The 17435-nt window shown below is 69.2% G+C and carries 13 protein-coding genes; 5 read left to right on the plus strand and 8 right to left on the minus strand.

Going from position 1 to position 17435, the window contains the following annotated elements; genetic code table 11:
• Position 1 precedes the first annotated feature (1 nt).
• The 7 genes from WBA97_RS07735 to WBA97_RS07765 form a co-directional block, all read right to left on the minus strand.
• Positions 2-448 (minus strand): DUF2690 domain-containing protein, encoded by a 447-nt coding sequence (locus WBA97_RS07735; protein WP_424230025.1) that lies wholly within the window; start codon positions 446-448, stop codon positions 2-4.
• A 101-nt stretch (positions 449-549) separates the two neighbouring features.
• Positions 550-777 carry an RNA-binding S4 domain-containing protein gene (locus WBA97_RS07740; protein ID WP_424230026.1) on the minus strand — a complete coding sequence of 76 codons (228 nt, stop codon included), beginning with the start codon at positions 775-777 and terminating at the stop codon, positions 550-552.
• Between the two features lie 73 nt (positions 778-850).
• Positions 851-2110: a mandelate racemase/muconate lactonizing enzyme family protein gene (locus tag WBA97_RS07745; protein ID WP_424230027.1), complete on the minus strand. Its 1260-nt coding sequence runs from the start codon at positions 2108-2110 to the stop codon at positions 851-853.
• 2 nt (positions 2111-2112) lie between these two features.
• On the minus strand, positions 2113-2940 hold the full coding sequence (locus WBA97_RS07750; protein ID WP_424230028.1) for a carbohydrate ABC transporter permease: 828 nt from the start codon (positions 2938-2940) through the stop codon (positions 2113-2115).
• Entirely contained in the window at positions 2940-3812 is an 873-nt protein-coding gene (locus tag WBA97_RS07755) for a carbohydrate ABC transporter permease (protein WP_424230029.1), read from the minus strand. Before WBA97_RS07755 ends, WBA97_RS07750 begins: the two co-directional genes overlap by 1 nt.
• Positions 3813-3816: 4 nt before the next feature.
• Positions 3817-5079, minus strand: a complete 1263-nt coding sequence (locus WBA97_RS07760; RefSeq protein WP_424230030.1) for an ABC transporter substrate-binding protein — start codon at positions 5077-5079, stop codon at positions 3817-3819.
• Positions 5076-7448 carry an RICIN domain-containing protein gene (locus tag WBA97_RS07765; protein WP_424230031.1) on the minus strand — a complete coding sequence of 791 codons (2373 nt, stop codon included), beginning with the start codon at positions 7446-7448 and terminating at the stop codon, positions 5076-5078. The genes WBA97_RS07760 and WBA97_RS07765 overlap by 4 nt, the downstream gene beginning before the upstream one ends.
• Before the next feature lie 677 nt (positions 7449-8125).
• Here WBA97_RS07765 and WBA97_RS07770 point away from each other — a divergent pair.
• Genes WBA97_RS07770 through WBA97_RS07790 form a run of 5 tightly spaced genes read left to right on the plus strand, consistent with a single transcriptional unit; the run spans position 8126 to position 16818 of the window.
• Complete coding sequence (locus WBA97_RS07770) at positions 8126-9781, plus strand: glycoside hydrolase family 27 protein (protein ID WP_424230032.1); 1656 nt, start codon at positions 8126-8128, stop codon at positions 9779-9781.
• Positions 9782-9834: 53 nt separating this feature from the next.
• Positions 9835-11178: a glycoside hydrolase family 43 protein gene (locus tag WBA97_RS07775; RefSeq protein ID WP_424230103.1), complete on the plus strand. Its 1344-nt coding sequence runs from the start codon at positions 9835-9837 to the stop codon at positions 11176-11178.
• Positions 11179-11236: 58 nt separating this feature from the next.
• A complete protein-coding gene (locus tag WBA97_RS07780; RefSeq protein ID WP_424230033.1) occupies positions 11237-12673 on the plus strand; it encodes an endo-1,4-beta-xylanase in 1437 nt (478 codons plus the stop codon).
• Positions 12674-12704: 31 nt separating this feature from the next.
• Complete coding sequence (locus WBA97_RS07785) at positions 12705-15560, plus strand: glycosyl hydrolase family 95 catalytic domain-containing protein (RefSeq protein ID WP_424230034.1); 2856 nt, start codon at positions 12705-12707, stop codon at positions 15558-15560.
• Between the two features lie 16 nt (positions 15561-15576).
• The gene (locus tag WBA97_RS07790) at positions 15577-16818 is read left to right on the plus strand and encodes a cellulose binding domain-containing protein (RefSeq protein ID WP_424230035.1); all 1242 of its coding nucleotides are present in this window, start codon (positions 15577-15579) and stop codon (positions 16816-16818) included.
• Between the two features lie 4 nt (positions 16819-16822).
• Here the strand turns inward: WBA97_RS07790 and WBA97_RS07795 are convergent, their stop codons facing one another.
• Positions 16823-17419 carry a DJ-1/PfpI family protein gene (locus WBA97_RS07795; RefSeq protein ID WP_424230036.1) on the minus strand — a complete coding sequence of 199 codons (597 nt, stop codon included), beginning with the start codon at positions 17417-17419 and terminating at the stop codon, positions 16823-16825.
• Positions 17420-17435 lie beyond the last annotated feature (16 nt).

Here is a 17435-nt window from a genome sequence, read left to right on the forward strand (position 1 = left end):
ATCAGTACGAGACGGTGGTCGCCCGGTAGATGGTGAACCCGGTGTCGACCGTGCCGGTGGCGTGGGAGGAGTACCCGGCGTCGTTGAGCATCGCGGTGCTGCAGGAGGAGGCCTTGCCGGAGTTGCAGCGATCCGCGGCGCCGTCCTGCTCGCGGTAGATCAGGGCCGAGCCGCCCGCGTTGTCCTGGCTGCTCGGCGGCGCGCCGCTGATGTGGGCCCAGATCGTGCGGCAGCTCGGGCTGTACCGCAGCCAGATGTCCGCACTGCCCACGATCGACTTTCTCTCGATGGTCACCGCGTCGTCCGCGCAGCCGGTGATCTCCGGGTTGAGCCCTTCGAACCTGTTGACGCCTGCGTCGGCCGACGCAGGCCCCGCGCCGAGCATCAGGGTGGCGGTCACGCCGGCGACGCCGGCCATGACGGCCGCCATCCGGTGCAGTCGGGTCATCGCTGACTCCTAGTCGGGATTGGTTGAGACGGTCCCGAGCTTGCCGACGACCGCTGACCACGCCCTGAACAAACCCCTGAACACCGCCGCCCAGGGTGCCTTCAGTGCGCGGTGTCGCTGACCAGCCGGACCTTCTCCTCGCCGACCGCGATCACGTCCCCGCCTTCGAGCTGGCGGCCCCTGCGGACCTCGACGCGGCCGTTGACGGTCACGTCCTCGGCGTCGATCAGCATCTTGGCGTGCGCGCCGTGTTCGGCCAGCCCGGCGAGCTTGAGGAACTGGCCGAGCCGGATCGACTCGTCGGCGATCGGTACCTCACGGATCTGCATCCGCCCATTCTCTCCATCGCCCGGCGGGACGTGCTGGGCGGAACCTCGGCAACGCACTGAGGTGCGCAGGCGGTCACCTCCGGTCCGGCAGGGGGTGGGCGTGCCCGTCGACCTCGTACCGGCCGTGCCCGTCGTCCGCCGGACGTAGTGGAACGGTGCGGAGGGCGCCCGGGTGGGGCCGCGGTGCGTCGGTCATGGCGTGCAGCCGTCGACCGGCGGACGCCGGCCGCACGTTCGGGCCTGCGGCGGCCAGTGCACCCGGTCGGTGGGTGGCTGCTCGGATCAGGTCCTCGTCGATGCGGATGCCGATGCCGGCCGAGTCGCCGAGGATGAACTCGCCTGCCTCGACGTGCACGTCGATGACCACGCCGCGTGGTGCGGTGAGGTCCTGCAGTTCGCTCGCCAGGTGGTTGGGTGTCGCGGTGGCGGCGTGCAGCAGGCCGATGGGGGTGTTGCCGACGGGGCTGACCGGCAGGTCGTGGGCGTGAGCCAGCGTGGCGACCCGCAGGAAGTGGGTGATCCCCCAGACCGCGCTCGTCTGGACGATGTCGATCGCGCCCTCGGCGAGCAGCGGGCGGAACTGTTCGAGGCCGGTGAGGTTCTCCCCGCTGGCCACCGAGGCCCGGATTCCCCTGCCGACGACGGCCATCCCTTCCGCGTCCCATCGCCGGACCGGTTCCTCGACCCAGGTGAGGTCGAGGGTGCGTTCTAGCTCGCACACGTGGCGAACGGCCTGCTTGCGGGACCATGCCTCGTTCGCGTCGAGCATCATGGCGGGACGTGCTCCCCGGGCGGCGCCCGACAGGACCTCGCGCACCATGGTCAGCCGGTGCCGGTCCCGCTCGACGTCCATGCCGCCCTTGAGCTTGGCGGCGCTTATCCCGTGCGCCGCGTAGGTCTCATACACCGCAACGAGTTCGTCGTCGGTGAGGGCGATGTCCAAACCGGACGCGTACGCGGGCAACCGCCGGTCCCGACCGCCCAGCAGCCGCCAGAGTGGTTCCCCGGCGGCCTGGGCCTTGATGTCCCACAACGCCGTGTCGAACGCGCCGATGGTGCCGAACACCGCGCCGGCGTGCCCGGTCTTGAACGTGTGCCGCAGCATCCGGTCGTAGAGCGCCGTGACGCCGCGCGGGTCCTCGCCGTCGATGGCGGCGAAGACCGCATCGGCGCCCGCGTGCGGTCCGAGACCGACGCCGGTGATCCCCTCGTCGGTGTCCACGAGGACGATGGGTACTGGGATGCGCCCGTCGGCGAAGACACCGTTGGCGTCACCGACCGGTCGCCCCCATTCCTGGACCGTGTCGAGGGTTCGGAACCCGGTGATCCGCATGGTCAGCCCTTCGTGGAACCGGCGGTGACGCCTTCTGCGATGTGGCGCTGGAAGAACAGGTAGATCATCAGCACGGGCACGGCGGCGATCAGGACGCCGGCGGCGAAGGTCGGGATGTCGTCCGAGTACTGCCCCCGGAGCGAGGTGACCCCCACCATCAGGGTGCGGTTGTGCGCCGACGGCATCATCAGCAGGGCGATGAGCACGTCGTTCCAGCAGAACAGCGCGTTCAGGATGCCGACCGAGATCAGTGCCGGGGTGCCCAGCGGCAGCATGATCCGCCGGTAGACGCCGAACAGGGTGTTGCCGTCGATCCTGGCCGCGTCGACGATCTCGGCCGGGACGTGTGCGTAGTAGCTCGCCATGAGGAAGATCGTGAACGGGAGGAACTGCGCGACGTAGGCGAGGATCAGCCCGGGGTAGGTGTCGATCAGACCGAGGGCGGCCATCGTCCTGGCGAGCGGGACCATGATGACCTGGAACGGGACGAACAGCGCCGCGAGGCAGCCGAGGTAGAGCGCTCGCGAACCACGGAACCGCAGCCTGCCAAGGGCGAAGCCCGCCATCGAGCCGATCACCAGCAGCAGCGCGACCGAGCACGTCACGACGATGAGCGAGTTGGTGAAGTAGCGGGCCATCCCGACGCTGTGCCACGCGGTGCCGAGGTTGTCCAGCCGAGGGGAGTCCGCGGGGGAGAGGCGGTCGAGGACGTACTCGTGCCGTGTCTTCAGCGCCACGTTGGTGGTGAACACCAGCGGGTAGATCGTCGCCAGCGCGAGCGCCGCCATGGGAACGGCGACCAGCCACCTGCCCATCCTGGTCGCGGCCATCAGTCCGCCCTGCCGGACCGGCGGAGCACGCTGATCTGCAGCAGCCCCACCACCACCATGACGAGGAAGAGAACGGTGGACGCGGCCGAGGCGAGTGCGGGGCGGTTCATCTGGCCCTGCTGGATCCAGATGTAGTACTCCGGCAGGTAGGTGGCGCCACCCGGGCCGCCGCTGGTCATCACGTAGAGCAGCCCGAACATCGACGTCAGCATCCCGATCATCGTGGTCACGAAGACGAACTGGATGGTGCGCGACAGGCCCGGGATGATCACGTGCCAGATGATCCGCGGCAGAGCCGCGCCGTCGATCCGCGCGGCGTCGAGCAGTGCGGAGTCCAGGGTGGCGAACCCGGCGAGGAACACCACCAGCGCCATGCCGAACGTCGCCCACACGTGGACACCGACGACCGCGTAGATCGCGACGTCCGGATCGCCGAGCCAGTCGACCGGGCCGAGGCCGACGGTGCCGAGAAGGGAGTTGACCGGACCGTCGAAGGCCAGCAGGAGATTGAAGATCGCACCGACGATCACCGGTGACAGCACGGCGGGGAAGAAGTAGACGCCTCGGAACAACCGGTGGCCCGGCACGCGCAGGTAGATGAACGTCGCGAGCAGTCCGGGAATGGCCACCGCCACCGGGAGCAGCGCCACCAGCAGCCCGACGTTGCGCAGGGCGCCGAGGAAGAGCGGATCGCTCAGCAGCGTGACGTAGTTGTCCTGCCCGACGGCCGTTCCGTCGCGGTCCCCGTCTCCGGTGAAGGAGAAGTTGACGCCCAGCACCAGCGGGTACAGCCGCAACACGACGAGGACCAGCACGGCAGGAGCCACCAGGACGTACGGTGCGAGGCGTTCCAGGCCGGCGCGGTGGAACACCAGGTCAGCCTTCCCGGTCCGCCGCGGCGAGCTGCGTCAGCGCCTCGTCGACGGTGACAGAGCCGCTCAGCAACTGCTGGGACAGCCGCCCCATCAGGTCGAGGGTCTTCGAGGACAGTGCCACGTGCAGGGCCGGTTGCCCGGTCTCGATCCCGTCGACGATCTCGGCGACGGCCGGGCCCGCCTTCGACACGTCGATGCCGGTGTCGGCGGCGATCGCACCGGCGCCCGCGTGGAAGGCCGCCAACGCGTCCCGTGAGGTCAACGAGCGGACCAGGTCGGCGGCGAGCTCGGGATCATCGGTCCACTTGGCGACCGCGTACCCGATGCCACCGTCGTAGGGCAGGCTCGGTGTCGCCCCGGAGGTGATGACCGGCGCCCGCATCACGCCGATGTCGCCGGGGTCGAGGAACTCGCCGAAGTCCTTCCAGTGCCCGACATCCGACATCAGCCCGATGACGTGGGCGGCCCTGCCGGAGGAGAAGATGGCGAAGGAGTCGTTGAACATCGCCGTCGAGTTGGCCCCCTCGTTGTTGAGGCCCGCGCCGTCGGTCTCCTTCCACAGCTCGAAGATCCGCCGCACGTTCCGCGAGGTCCAGTTCCGCTCGCCTGCGATCCAGTCCTCGTACTCCTGGCCGGTGAGCGCGCCGGAACCAAGGCCGGAGAGGAAGAACTGGATGCCGATGCCTTCCTTGTTGCCGAGCGCCAGGCATTTCGTGCCGGTCTTCGCCATGATCGTGGCGCACCCGCTGACGAAGTCGCGCCACGTCGCGGGTGGGCGGTCCGGATCGAGGCCCGCCTGCTCGTACAGCTTCTTGTTGTAGTAGATCGGGTGGCCCTGCAACGTGACCGGCGCGGCGTAGGTCCTGCCGTCCTCGCTGAACGCGTCCCAGCCCGCCAGCCGGCCCCGGTCCCCGGCCACGTAGGAGTCCAGCGGAACGAGCGCGTCCACCCGGTCGCGGAGCTGGCCGCCGCCGTTGAACAGCATGACGTCCGGGCCTTTGCCTGCCTGGATGGCCGCGCCGAGCAGGGTGTAGTACTGGTCGAAGGGCTGGGCGACGAACTCGATGGTGATGTCCGGGTGCTTCTCCGCGAAGTCGGCCTTCGCCGCCTCGACGTAGTCGGCCGCGCCGTCGTCCCCCGACTTCCAGTCCCAGACCACCAGCGTGTCGCCGCCGCCGGACGACGATCCCGGTCCCGAGGCACTGCCACACCCGGCCGAGATCAGTACCGCGGCCAGGACGACCGTCCACAATGCACGCCTCATCGCAGGCTCCACTGCTGGTTCGTTCCTCCGTGGCACGACCAGAGGTGGATCAGGGTGCCGTTCGCGGTCCCGTTGCCGCTGGCGTCGAGGCACAGTCCGGACTGCACCCCCGTGATCGTCCCGTTGGCGCCAAGGTTCCACTGCTGGTTCGTGCCGCCGTGGCAGTCCCAGATGATCGCCGCGGTGCCGTTGGCGGTGCCCTGCCCGGACGCGTCGAGACACTTGCCGCCGTACACGACGAGCTGCCTGGCGGCGGTGTAGGTCCACCGCTGGCCGGTGCCGCCGTCGCAGTCCCACAACCGTGCCTGGGTGCCGTTGGCCGTGCTCCCGAGATCGACGCAGCGGCCCGACTGGCCACCCACGAGCGTGCCCGCCCGAGGGTCACCACCGCCGCCGGGCCCGGCGTTCGCCATCACGGCCTGGGCGCCGGATGGCCAGTTTCCGCCGGTCACCGTGACGTTGCCGGACACGACGTTGCCGCGGTCGCCGTTGGTCACATTGGTACTGCCGTTGGTCGACCAGTTGTTCGTGACCGTCCAGTTGCCCATGTTCTCCCCGCCCCAGTAGTTGGCGGTGGCCCACGTGCCGGTGGCGGAGAAGACGTTGCCGGTGGCGGTGTAGTACTTGGAGCCCTCGTCGAAGTAGAGGCCGAAGTAGCCGTTCGTCCGCAGGCAGTAGTTGCCGCTGATCGTCGCGTTCGGGTTCCACCCCAGCGTGTAGATGCAGGCACCGTCGTTCATCTGCTGCATGACGTCGTGGATGTGGTTGCCGACGAGCCGGTTGCCGGACGCGGTGGTCGGCGTCGAGTACCGCGGCTGGTAGTTGTACAGGCCACGGCCCGCGTAGTGGTTGCTGCCGCCCGCGTCGTTGCTGCCCCAGCCGTAGCCGATCGACATGCCGGAGTACGGCATGTTGTAGACCTCGTTGTGGGACACGTCGGTCGTCGTGACGTAGGTGGTCAGTACCGAGACGTTGCCCCGGTACTCCACGCCGAGGTCGTGGATGCGGTTGCCGCTGACGGTGATGTTCCTGTTGACCATCCGCTGGTCGCCAGGGTGGTGCGCGTCGGAGCGGACCCCGCCGACCACGATGCCGCCCGCGGAGCTGTGCGCGATCTCGGACCCGGTGACCGTGATGTCGCTCGCCCCGAGACCGACGCCGCTGGCATGGGCGTTGGCGTCGTTGCCGATGCCGATGGCCGTCTGCCCCAGGTTGACGAACCGGGAGTCGCCGAAGGTGATGCCGCGGGCGGCGGAGACCTGGACGGCGGCGGGCATCTGGAACCAGTGCGGTCGAGCCGCCTCGAACTGCGTGCAGCCGTTCTGACAGGACGTCAGCCGGTCGCCGGGCCAGTTCCAGGTGCCTGCGATGTAGGAGCCGGTCTGCTGGTCCACGAACCCCTGGTCGCCGCTGGGGCCGAGCCAGCTCGTGCCGGTGAAGGTGATTCCGCTGAACGTGATGTCGTGCGCGGGTGCGTCGTAGGTGCCTCCGACGTTCACCAGCGACTGCGACACCGGCAGTTCCACGCTGACGTTGTTCATGTTCTGTCCGGCGAGCGGGATGTAGTACAGCGTGCCGGTGCCGGGGTTGACGTACCACTCGCCTGCCGTGTCGAGGAACTCGTACGCGTTGGCCAGGTAGAACGGCCCGGCCCGGTGGGGGGCCGCGAGCGTGTCGTACCCGAAGGTGTTGTTGTTCCACGCGGGTTGCCGCATCGTCATGACGTTCCCGCTGATGCTCTGCACCGGCGAGTACCGGTCGGTGAACGAGTTGACGCTCTCCACCTCGACCCGGTTCTGGTTGGCCAGGTTGTTCAGGTAGCTCAGCGCGGAACTGGAGAACGTCATGCCCGAGTTGGTGAAGGTGAACGAGGAACGGTTCACCTGCGTGCGCGCGCGGGTGGCGATCGCACCGTCGACGTACAGCTGCCTGCTGTCGATCCCGGCGCCGACGTTCGCGCGCCAGATGTTCTTCCCGGAGTCGGCGACCGACCAGCCGGTGACCGCGCGGGCGCCGCTGAGTACGGGACGTGCCGACGTGGCCGCCCGCCACACGACCCGGTAACCGTTGTTGCCGGAGTCCGCCGAGGTCAGCCGCAGCGGCGCGGCAAGCCGGTACACCCCGTCGGCCAGCTCCACGACGATGTCACCGGACATGGCGCCGGTGAGCGACCGCACCGCTGCCTGTGCCGAGGACAGCGAGCACGGATCGGCGGCGGAGCAACTGGTGCCGGTACCGGACGGGGAGGCGTGCAGGGTGGTCTCCTCGGCGGAGGCGGCAGGAGCCGGAACCACGATGGCCGCGGCGGTGGCCAGTGCGACCGCGGCGGCCCGAGCCGACCGCGGTCTCCTCGGTAGGGACGCGAACACGGGATCTCCTTACGTGGGGAGGTGCCGGCGTACGCCTGCCGAGGCTCGACCGCCGACGGCACCGAGCCGGTGCGCCTTGGGGTGACGCCCCACTGGACAGTTCCCGCGCGCGCGGATCAGGTCGCGAAGATCGCGTCGTATGACTGGTGATGACAGCAGGGACACACAGCGGACATCAGTGCACCATAGGAAGGACACATGCACAAGCAGCTGAACGATGTATAGGACTCATCGGTCTGTTGTCCGCGTGTGCCAGCGAGTTCGCGTCCCGTTGTGCCTTGACCACGTGCCAACGGGCCGTTGTATGGTGTGAGCTGGCGACCCGCTTCGCGCGGGATGGATCCGATACATCTGCTGGCCGTGCACCAGACCCGGTGCGCGGTCAGGGTGGCGTACGCCCATTTCCGAGGAATGTGGATAACGACGAGAATCGTTCTTCGGCAATCGGTGGGAGCGCTCCCGATTCGAATTGCCTGCCGCCACCTGCGGCAATGTTTGCGCTCACTGTCCTGAGAAGTCGTCGACCGAAACTTTCGCCCTGTACCAGCGTCTTGCGGGGTTGTCGTAGCGTCCGGCCGCATGTTAGCGTTCACATGAATAACGGTTACGAATAGCAGGAATCAGGTGGCAGGGCCGCGTGATCTCCTGATTCCTCTGACCCGACGAAAGGGGCAACGATGCCCGCGCGATCCCGCACGCGCTCATTTCGGCTGCTCGCCGCGACGCTCATCGGGGTGACGGCGATGGCCGTGTTCGCCTCGGCGCCGCCGTCACCGGTGGCGGAAGCCGCGCCTGGCAGCCCGGCGGTCACGCCGCCACTGGGATGGAACAGCTGGAACAGCTTCGGGTGCGGTGTCACCGAGTCGGCGGTCCGTCAGGCGGCGGACGCGATGGTCAGCTCGGGGATGCGGGACGCGGGGTACCAGTACGTGGTGGTCGACGACTGCTGGTTCGACCCGCAGCGCGACGGCCAGGGCAACCTGCGCGCGCACCCGTCGAAGTTCCCGAGCGGCATGAAGGCGCTGGGGGACTACATCCACAGCCGTGGGCTGAAGTTCGGGATCTACCAGGTGCCGACCGAGCGCACCTGCGCCCAGCGGGTCGGCACGCATCCTGGTTCGACGGGCAGCATGGGGCACGAGGTCCAGGACGCGCGCGCGTTCGCGTCGTGGGGCGTGGACTACCTGAAGTACGACTGGTGCTCGCCGAACGGGACGCGGGACGAGCAGGTCGCCCGCTTCACGATCATGCGGGACGCGGTGCGGGCGACCGGTCGCCCGATCGTCTACAGCATCAACCCGAACAGCTTCCACGCGATCACCGGCGACAAGTACAACTGGGGCGAGGTCGCCGATCTGTGGCGCACCACCGAGGACCTGCTCGACATCTGGCAGAACGGCAACACCAACAGCTACCCGATGGGTGTCGGCAACGTCGTGGACGTGAACGCGCCCCTGGCCGCGCAGGCGGGGCCCGGCCACTGGAACGACCCGGACATGCTGGTGGTGGGCAGGCCGGGGCTGACGCTGACCGAGTCGCGGTCGCACTTCGCGCTCTGGGCGCTGATGGCCGCCCCGCTGATGGCGGGCAACGACATCCGCACCATGTCCACCGACGTCTCCGCGATCCTGCGCAACCCGAGACTGCTCGCGGTGAACCAGGACGGGCTCGGAGCGGGCGGGCGCCGGGTGCGCGACGACGGCAACACCGAGGTGTTCGCCAAGGCGCTGTCCGACGGCTCGGTCGCGGTCGGACTGTTCAACCGCGGCGGTGGCACCGCCACGATCAGCACGACGGCAGCCCAGATCGGGTTGTCCGGTGGGTCGTTCACACTCACCGACCTGTGGACCGGAGCCACGTCGAGCACCACCGGCCAGGTCACCGCCAGCGTCCCGGCGCACGGCGTCGCGGCCTACCGGGTCACCGGTGGTGCTCCGCTGGCAGGCACGACGGCCCGGTTGCGTGGTGAGGGGTCGGGCCGGTGCCTGGACGTGGACAACGCGTCGACCGCCGCAGGCGCGGCCGTGGTGATCTGGGACTGCCACACGGCGGCGAACCAGTCGTGGACCACGTGGGCGAGCGGCGAGATCCGCGTCTTCGGCGACAAGTGCCTCGACGCCTACAACCAGGGCACGACCAACGGCACCCAGGTGATCACCTGGTCCTGCAACGGCCAGAACAACCAGCGCTGGACCCTCGGCGCGGACGGTTCGGTCACGAATGTCCACTCCGGACTGTGCCTGGACGTCGACCAGGCCGCCACCGCCAACGGGTCGCGGCTGATCCTCTGGAGCTGCAACGGCCAGCCCAACCAGCGATGGACGCGCGCGTGAGGGAGGCAGTCGTGAGATCGGTGTTCTCGGTACTGGCACGCAAGTCCCGGCGCGTGACCGGTTGTGTCGTGGCTCTGCTGTGCGTGCTCGTGCTGGCGCCAGCCGCCGCGAGCGCGGACAACCCCATCGTGGGGCATGTCTACACCGCCGACCCGGCGCCGTTGGTGCACAACGGTCGCGTCTACCTCTACACCGGACACGACGAGGACGGCTCGACCTACTTCACCATGCGCGAGTGGCGGGTGTGGTCGTCGGCGGACATGGTCAACTGGACCGACCACGGCTCGCCCATGAACCTGTCCACTTTCAGCTGGGCCAGTGCCGACGCGTGGGCGGGCCAGACCGTGTACCGCAACGGCAGGTTCTACTGGTACGTGCCGGTGAAGAACCGCGCGACCGGCCGGATGGCGATCGGGGTGGCGGTGGCGGACAGCCCCACCGGGCCGTTCCGGGACGCCATCGGACGGCCGCTGGTGGAGAACGGCGAGATCGACCCGCACGCGTTCGTCGACGACGACGGACAGGCCTACCTGTACTGGGGAAACCCGAACCTGTGGTACGTGCGGCTCAACGCGGACATGATCTCCTACTCCGGCGGCCCCACCCAGATCCCGCTCACCACGGCCGGGTACGGCACGCGGGTCGGCAACGCGAGCAGGCCGACGCTGTACGAGGAAGGGCCGTGGGTGTTCAAGCGCGGCGGCCTGTACTACAACGTGTTCGCCGCCGAGTGCTGCTCGGAGTTCATCGCCTACTCGACCGCGCCGAGCCCGACCGGGCCCTGGACCTACCGAGGGACGGTCATGCCCCGGCAGGGCAGCAGCTTCACCAACCACGCGGGCATCGTGGACTTCAAGGGCGGCAGCTACTTCTTCTACCACAACGGCGCACTGCCGGGCGGCGGCGGCTTCACCCGCTCGGTGGCCGTGGAGCGGTTCACCTACAACGGCGACGGCACGATCCCCGCGATCACCATGTCCACCCAGGGCCCGCCCGCCGTGGACGTGCTGAACCCCTTTGTGCGCCAGGAAGCCGAGACGATCGCGTGGGGCTCGGGCATCGAGACCGAACCCGCGGGTGAGGGCGGGATGAACGTCGGCTGGATCGAGAACGGCGACTGGACCAAGGTCGAGAACGTCGCCTTCGGCTCCGGCGCCCGGTCCTTGCGCGCACGGGTCGCCTCGGCCTCGAGTGGCGGCACCGTCGAGGTCCGCCTCGGCAGCGCCACCGGCACCGTGGCCGGCCGGTGCGCGGTGCCCGGCACCGGCGGCTGGCAGACCTGGACGACCGTCTCCTGCTCGGTGAGCGGCGTGACAGGAACACAGGACCTGTATCTGCGGTTCACCGGCGGCAGCGGCTACCTGTTCAACGTGGACTGGTGGCAGTTCACCGCGTGAAGCGTCCAGTCGGGACGCGTCGATAACCCGGACCTTCAACGACGAAACGAGGGTTGCAATGTTCACACGTTCACCCGTGCGACGGCACGGTCTCGTCAGGTCGGCGGTCGCCGCCCTGACGACGACGGGCCTGGCGGCGACCGGACTCGTGCTGTCCTCGGGCATCGCCAACGCCGAGGACACGCTCGGCGCCGCGGCGGCCCAGAGCGGCCGCTACATCGGCGCCGCGGTCGTACCCAACCTCCTCAACGACTCCTCGTACTCGTCGACGCTGAGTCGCGAGTTCAACAGCGTCGTGCCCGAGAACGCGATGAAGTGGGACGCCACCGAGCCGAACCGGAACCAGTTCTCCTACGGCGGCGCCGACCAGATCGTCAGCTACGCCCGCGCCCGTGGCATGAGCGTCCGGGGGCACACCCTGTTGTGGCATGCGCAGCAGCCCGGGTGGGCGCAGGGGCTTTCCGGCAGCGATCTGCGCTCGGCGGCGCTCAACCACGTGACCCAGGTGGCCACGCACTTCCGCGGCCAGATCCATTCGTGGGACGTGGTGAACGAGGCGTTCGCCGACGGCAGCGGTGGCGGGCGGCGGGACTCGAACCTGCAACGCACGGGCAACGACTGGATCGAGGCGGCGTTCCGCGCCGCCCGCTCAGCCGACCCCAACGCCAAGCTCTGCTACAACGACTACAACACCGACGGCATCAACGCGAAGAGCACCGGCATCTACAACATGGTGGCCGACTTCAAGAGCCGTGGTGTGCCGATCGACTGCGTTGGTTTCCAGAGTCATCTCAGCTCGAACTCCAACCTCAGCAGCTACCAGGCGAACCTGCAGCGCTTCGCGGACCTCGGGGTGGACGTGCAGATCACCGAGCTGGACGTGGGTGGCTCCGGTTCCGGGCAGGCGAACGTGTACCGGCAGGTGACCCAGGCGTGCATGGCGGTCGCCAGGTGCAACGGCATCACCGTGTGGGGCGTCACCGACCGGTACACCTGGCGGCCCAACGACACCCCGCTGCTGTTCGACTCCAACTACCAGAAGAAGCAGGCGTACCAGGCCGTCCTCGACGTGTTCAACTCCGGCGGCGGTGGTGGCGACGACAGCGGCGCACTGCGGGCCGTGGGGGCGAACAAGTGCCTCGACGTGCCGAACCAGACCACCGCGACCGGGACACAGCTGCAGATCTGGGACTGTTCGAGCGGCGCCAACCAACAGTGGACCCACACCTCCTCCGGCGAGCTGGCCGTCTACTCCGGCGACTCCCGGCGCTGCCTTGACGCGTCGGGCAACGGGACCGTCAACGGCACGGCGGCGATCATCTGGACCTGTCACGGTGGCGCCAACCAGAGGTGGAACCTGAACGCGAACGGCACGATCACCAGTGCCCAGTCGGGACTCTGCCTCGACGTCAGCAACAACTCGACGGCCAACGGCGCACTGGCGCACCTGTGGGCCTGCACCGGCGGCGCCAACCAGCAGTGGTCGCTCCAGTGAGCACGCGCACCGGGGCTGACGGGGGAGCGAGATGCCGGACCTGACGCGACGGCAGGTGATGAGGCTCGGCGCGGCGGGCGCCGTACTGGCCCAGGCAGGCTGGACGGCGACCGCCCGTGCCGACTCGGCCGCGCCCCAGGAGGTGCGGGCGGCGAGCGACCTGGCGCTGTGGTACGACGAGCCCGCCGGGTCGGACTGGCTCCGCGCGTTGCCGGTCGGCAACGGCAGGCTCGCCGCCATGGTGTTCGGCAACACCGACACCGAACGCCTGCAGCTCAACGAGGACACGGTCTGGGCAGGTGGCCCGCACGACTACAGCAACCCGAGGGGCGCCGCGGCGCTGGCACAGATCCGGCAGCAGGTGTTCGCGAACCAGTGGACGCAGGCGCAGGACCTGATCAACCAGACGATGCTCGGCGTCCCCGGCGGGCAGCTGGCCTACCAGCCCGTCGGCGACCTCCGGCTCACCCTGCCATCGGCGGGCGGGGTGTCGGGCTACGAGCGATGGCTGGACCTCACCACCGCGACGACGGTCGTGACCTATGTCGCGAACAACGTGCGCTACCGGCGGGAGGTGTTCGCGAGCGCGCCGGACCAGGTGATCGCCGTGCGCCTGACGGCCGAGACGCCTGGCGCGGTCTCGTTCACGGCCGCGTTCGGCACCCCGCAGCGCGCGACGGCGTCCAGTCCCGACAGCACGACGATCGCGCTGGACGGCGTCTCCGGTGACATGCGGGGCATCGCGGGCTCGGTTCGGTTCCTCGCACTGGCCAGAGCCGTGGCACAGGGCGGCAGTGTCACCAGCTCCGGCGGCACGCTGCGGGTGTCGGGTGCCACCAGCGTCACCGTGCTGGTGTCGATCGGCACCAGCCACGTCGACTACCGGACCGTGAACGGCGATTACCATGGCATCGCCCGTACCCGCCTGAACGCGGCCCAGAGCATCACCCACGACGCCCTCCGCGCCCGGCACGTCGCCGACTACCAGGCGTTGTTCGGGCGGGTCACCATCGACCTCGGGCGCACGTCCTCGGCCGACCAGCCGACCGACGTCCGGATCGCGCAGCACAACAACGTCGACGATCCACAGTTCTCCGCGCTGCTGTTCCAGTACGGCAGGTACCTGCTGATCTCGTCCTCGCGACCCGGTACGCAGCCCGCGAACCTGCAGGGCGTCTGGAACGACCAGATGGCCCCGTCGTGGGATTCGAAGTACACCATCAACGCCAACCTGCCGATGAACTACTGGCCTGCCGACACGACCAACCTCGCCGAGTGCCTCGAGCCGGTCTTCCGCATGATCGACGACCTCACCGTGACCGGCGCACGCACCGCGAGCGTGCAGTACGGCGCAAGAGGATGGGTCACCCACCACAACACCGACGCGTGGCGCGGGTCGTCGGTCGTCGACGGCGCGTTCTGGGGGATGTGGCAGACCGGCGGCGCCTGGCTCGCCACCATGATCTGGGAGCACTACCGGTTCACCGGTGACGTCGAGTTCCTCCGGCGGAACTACGCGGCGATGAAGGGCGCGGCGCAGTTCTTCCTCGACACCCTGGTGACCGAGCCCAGCCTCGGGTACCTGGTCACCAACCCGTCCAACTCACCGGAGCTGGCCCACCACTCGGGGGTCAGCGTGTGCGCCGGGCCGACGATGGACTCACAGATCCTGCGCGACCTGTTCGACGGCTGCGCCGGTGCCTGCGCGGCGCTCGGCGTGGACGCCGGTTTCCGGGACCAGGTCCTGGCGGCCCGGCAGCGGCTTGCCCCGATGAAGGTCGGCTCGCGCGGCAACGTCCAGGAGTGGCTGTACGACTGGGTGGAGACCGAACCGAACCACCGGCACATCTCGCACCTGTACGGCCTGCATCCCAGCAACCAGATCACCAGGCGCGGCACGCCCCAGCTGTACACGGCCGCCCGCCGCACCCTGGAGCTGCGCGGGGACGCGGGCACCGGCTGGTCGCTCGCCTGGAAGATCAACTACTGGGCGCGGATGGAGGAGGGAAGCAGGGCCCACGACCTGATCCGCTCCCTCGTGACGCCGGACCGGTTGGCGCCCAACATGTTCGACCTGCACCCACCGTTCCAGATCGACGGCAACTTCGGCGCGACGTCCGGCATGGCGGAGATGCTGCTGCACAGCCACAACGGCGAGCTCCACGTGTTGCCCGCGCTGCCGTCGGCGTGGCAGGCCGGGAGCGTCGCGGGCCTGCGCGGACGCGGTGGGTACACCGTGGGCGCGGCATGGAGCGGCGGGCGGCTCACCGAGCTGTCCGTGGTTCCCGACCGCGCGGGCACCGTGCGGATCCGCGGCCGCGTGTTCACCGGCACCCACGAGCTGCGTGACACCACGAGCGGTGAGGTGGTGCGGGCCGCCAGGCCCGAGGCCGACGTCGTCGAGTTCACCGGCCAGGCCGGCCACACCTACCGCGCCACCGGTCAGGGCTCCGCGCCGGTGGTGGAGACCGGCGTGTACTACCGGCTGGTCGCCCAGCACAGCGGGAAGCTCGCCGACGTCAGCGGCGGGTCGACGGCCGCGGGCGCCCTTCTGCACCAGTGGCAGGCCACCGGTGGGCAGAACCAGCAGTTCGACTTCCTCGACTCCGGTGGCGGCCACTACCGGATCCGGGCGCGGCACAGCGGTCTGGTCCTGCAGGTCGCGAGCGCGAACAGCGGCGCGGACATCACCCAGCAGCCGGACACCAACGCGTCGAGCCAGCAGTGGCTGGTGGCCGACCACGGCGGCGGCGTGGTCAGCATGGTCAACCGGCAGAGCGGGCTGGCCATGGACGTGTGGAACGCGTCCACCGCCGACGGCGCCCGCGTCTCCCAGTGGACCCCCGGCACCGCCGCCAACCAGCGGTTCCAACTTCAACGCGGATGATGGAGGGAGTTGTGTGATGGTGAGGTATCGATCCTACTTCGGATCTGTCGCGGTCGCGGCACTTCTCGTCCTGGCCTCGGGTGGTATCGCGCAGGCCGCGCCCGCGGATGCCGGCACGGCCGCTGCATCGGCGGGGTGCGGCAAGGCCCCGACGTTGACCAGCGGCAACCACACGATCCAGAGCAGCGGCAAGAGCCGCAACTACATCCTGAGGTTGCCAGACGGCTACGACCGGAACCATCCCTACCGGTTGATCTTCGGGTACCACTGGCTGGGTGGCACCGCGAACGACGTCGACTCGGGCGGCACCGACGGGGCGAACTGGTCCTACTACGGGCTGATGCGGTTGGCGGACAACAGCGCCATCTTCGTCGCGCCCCAGGGCTTCAACAACGGCTGGGCCAACTCCGGCGGCGAGGACGTGACCTTCACCGACGACATGATCAGGCAGCTCGAGGCCGATCTCTGCGTCGACACGACACAGCGTTTCGCCCTGGGCTTCAGCTACGGCGGCGGCATGAGCAACGCGCTCGCGTGCGCGCGTGCGAACGTCTTCCGTGCGGTCGCCGTCTACTCGGGCGCACAGCTGAGCGGCTGTGCCGGTGGCTCAGACCCGATCGCGTACCTGGGGATCCACGGCATCGGTGACACGGTGCTCAACATCTCGCAGGGACGGGCCCTGCGTGACAGGTTCGTGCGGAACAACGGCTGCACGTCCCAGAACCCACCCGAGCCCTCGGCGGGCAGCCGGTCGCACATCGTCACCGCCTACTCCGGGTGCCGGTCCGGATACCCGGTCGTGTGGGCCGCGTTCGACGGCGGCCACACCCCGGGTCCGATCGATGGCGGCGGCGATGGCTGGCGGACCTGGACATCGGGTGAGGTGTGGCGGTTCTTCACCCAGTTCCAGGGCACCGACCCGGACCCGGACCCTGAGCCTGGGACGTGCCGGGTCACCGACACCGTCAGCGCCTGGAACACCGGTCTGACCTCGGAGATCACCATCGTCAACACCGGCACCGCCTCGGTCGACGGCTGGTCCCTGGTCTTCACCTTGCCTGCTGGCCAGACCATCACCTCCGGCTGGAGCGCAGGCTACTCGCCGACCTCCGGGCAGGTGACGGCCAGGAACGTCGCCTACAACCCCGGAATCGCCGCGGGTGCGTCGGTCACCATCGGGTTCCAGGCCACCCACACCGGCAACACGGGTGAGCCGACCTCGTTCACCCTCAACGGCGCGGCCTGCACGGTCGCCTGAGAAATCATCCTGTGGTGGTACCGGACGCCGGCCCGTCGACGGGCCGGCGTCCGGCCTTCTCCAGGACCCGCATGAAGGCGCGGGACCACTCGGGCAGGTCAGGCCAGCCACGGCAGGACACCATCGTGCCGTCCACGACGTCAGGCGCGTCGACGAAGACCGCGCCCGCCTGCTCCATGTCGGTCCTCAGTGGCGGGAACGCGGCCGTGGTGCGGCCGCGCAGGAGGCCGAGCGCGGCAGGCACCTGTGGGCCGTGGCAGATCGTGCCGACCGGAAGCCCTTGTTCGAAGAAGTGGCGCACGATCCGGGCGACGTCGGGGTCGGCGCGGAGGTACTCGGGTGCCCGGCCGCCGGGGATCACGAGTGCGTCGTAGCGCGATGGGTGCACGTCGGCGAAGGCCAGGTCGACGGGTAGCTGGTGGCCGGGTTTCTCGGTGTAGGCGTCCCAGCCGGGTTCGAAGTCGTGGACCACCAGCTTCACCGGCCGTGTGGTTGGGGCCGCCACGATCGCCTCGTGCCCGCCTTCCCGCAGGCGGAACACCGGGTACATCGAGTCGAGTTCCTCGGCGGCGTCGCCGGTGAGGATCAGCACTCGCGCCATTGCTCGCTCCTTCGCG

The sequence above is a fragment of the Actinophytocola sp. genome (assembly GCF_049647105.1).
GTDB lineage: Bacteria > Actinomycetota > Actinomycetes > Mycobacteriales > Pseudonocardiaceae > Actinophytocola.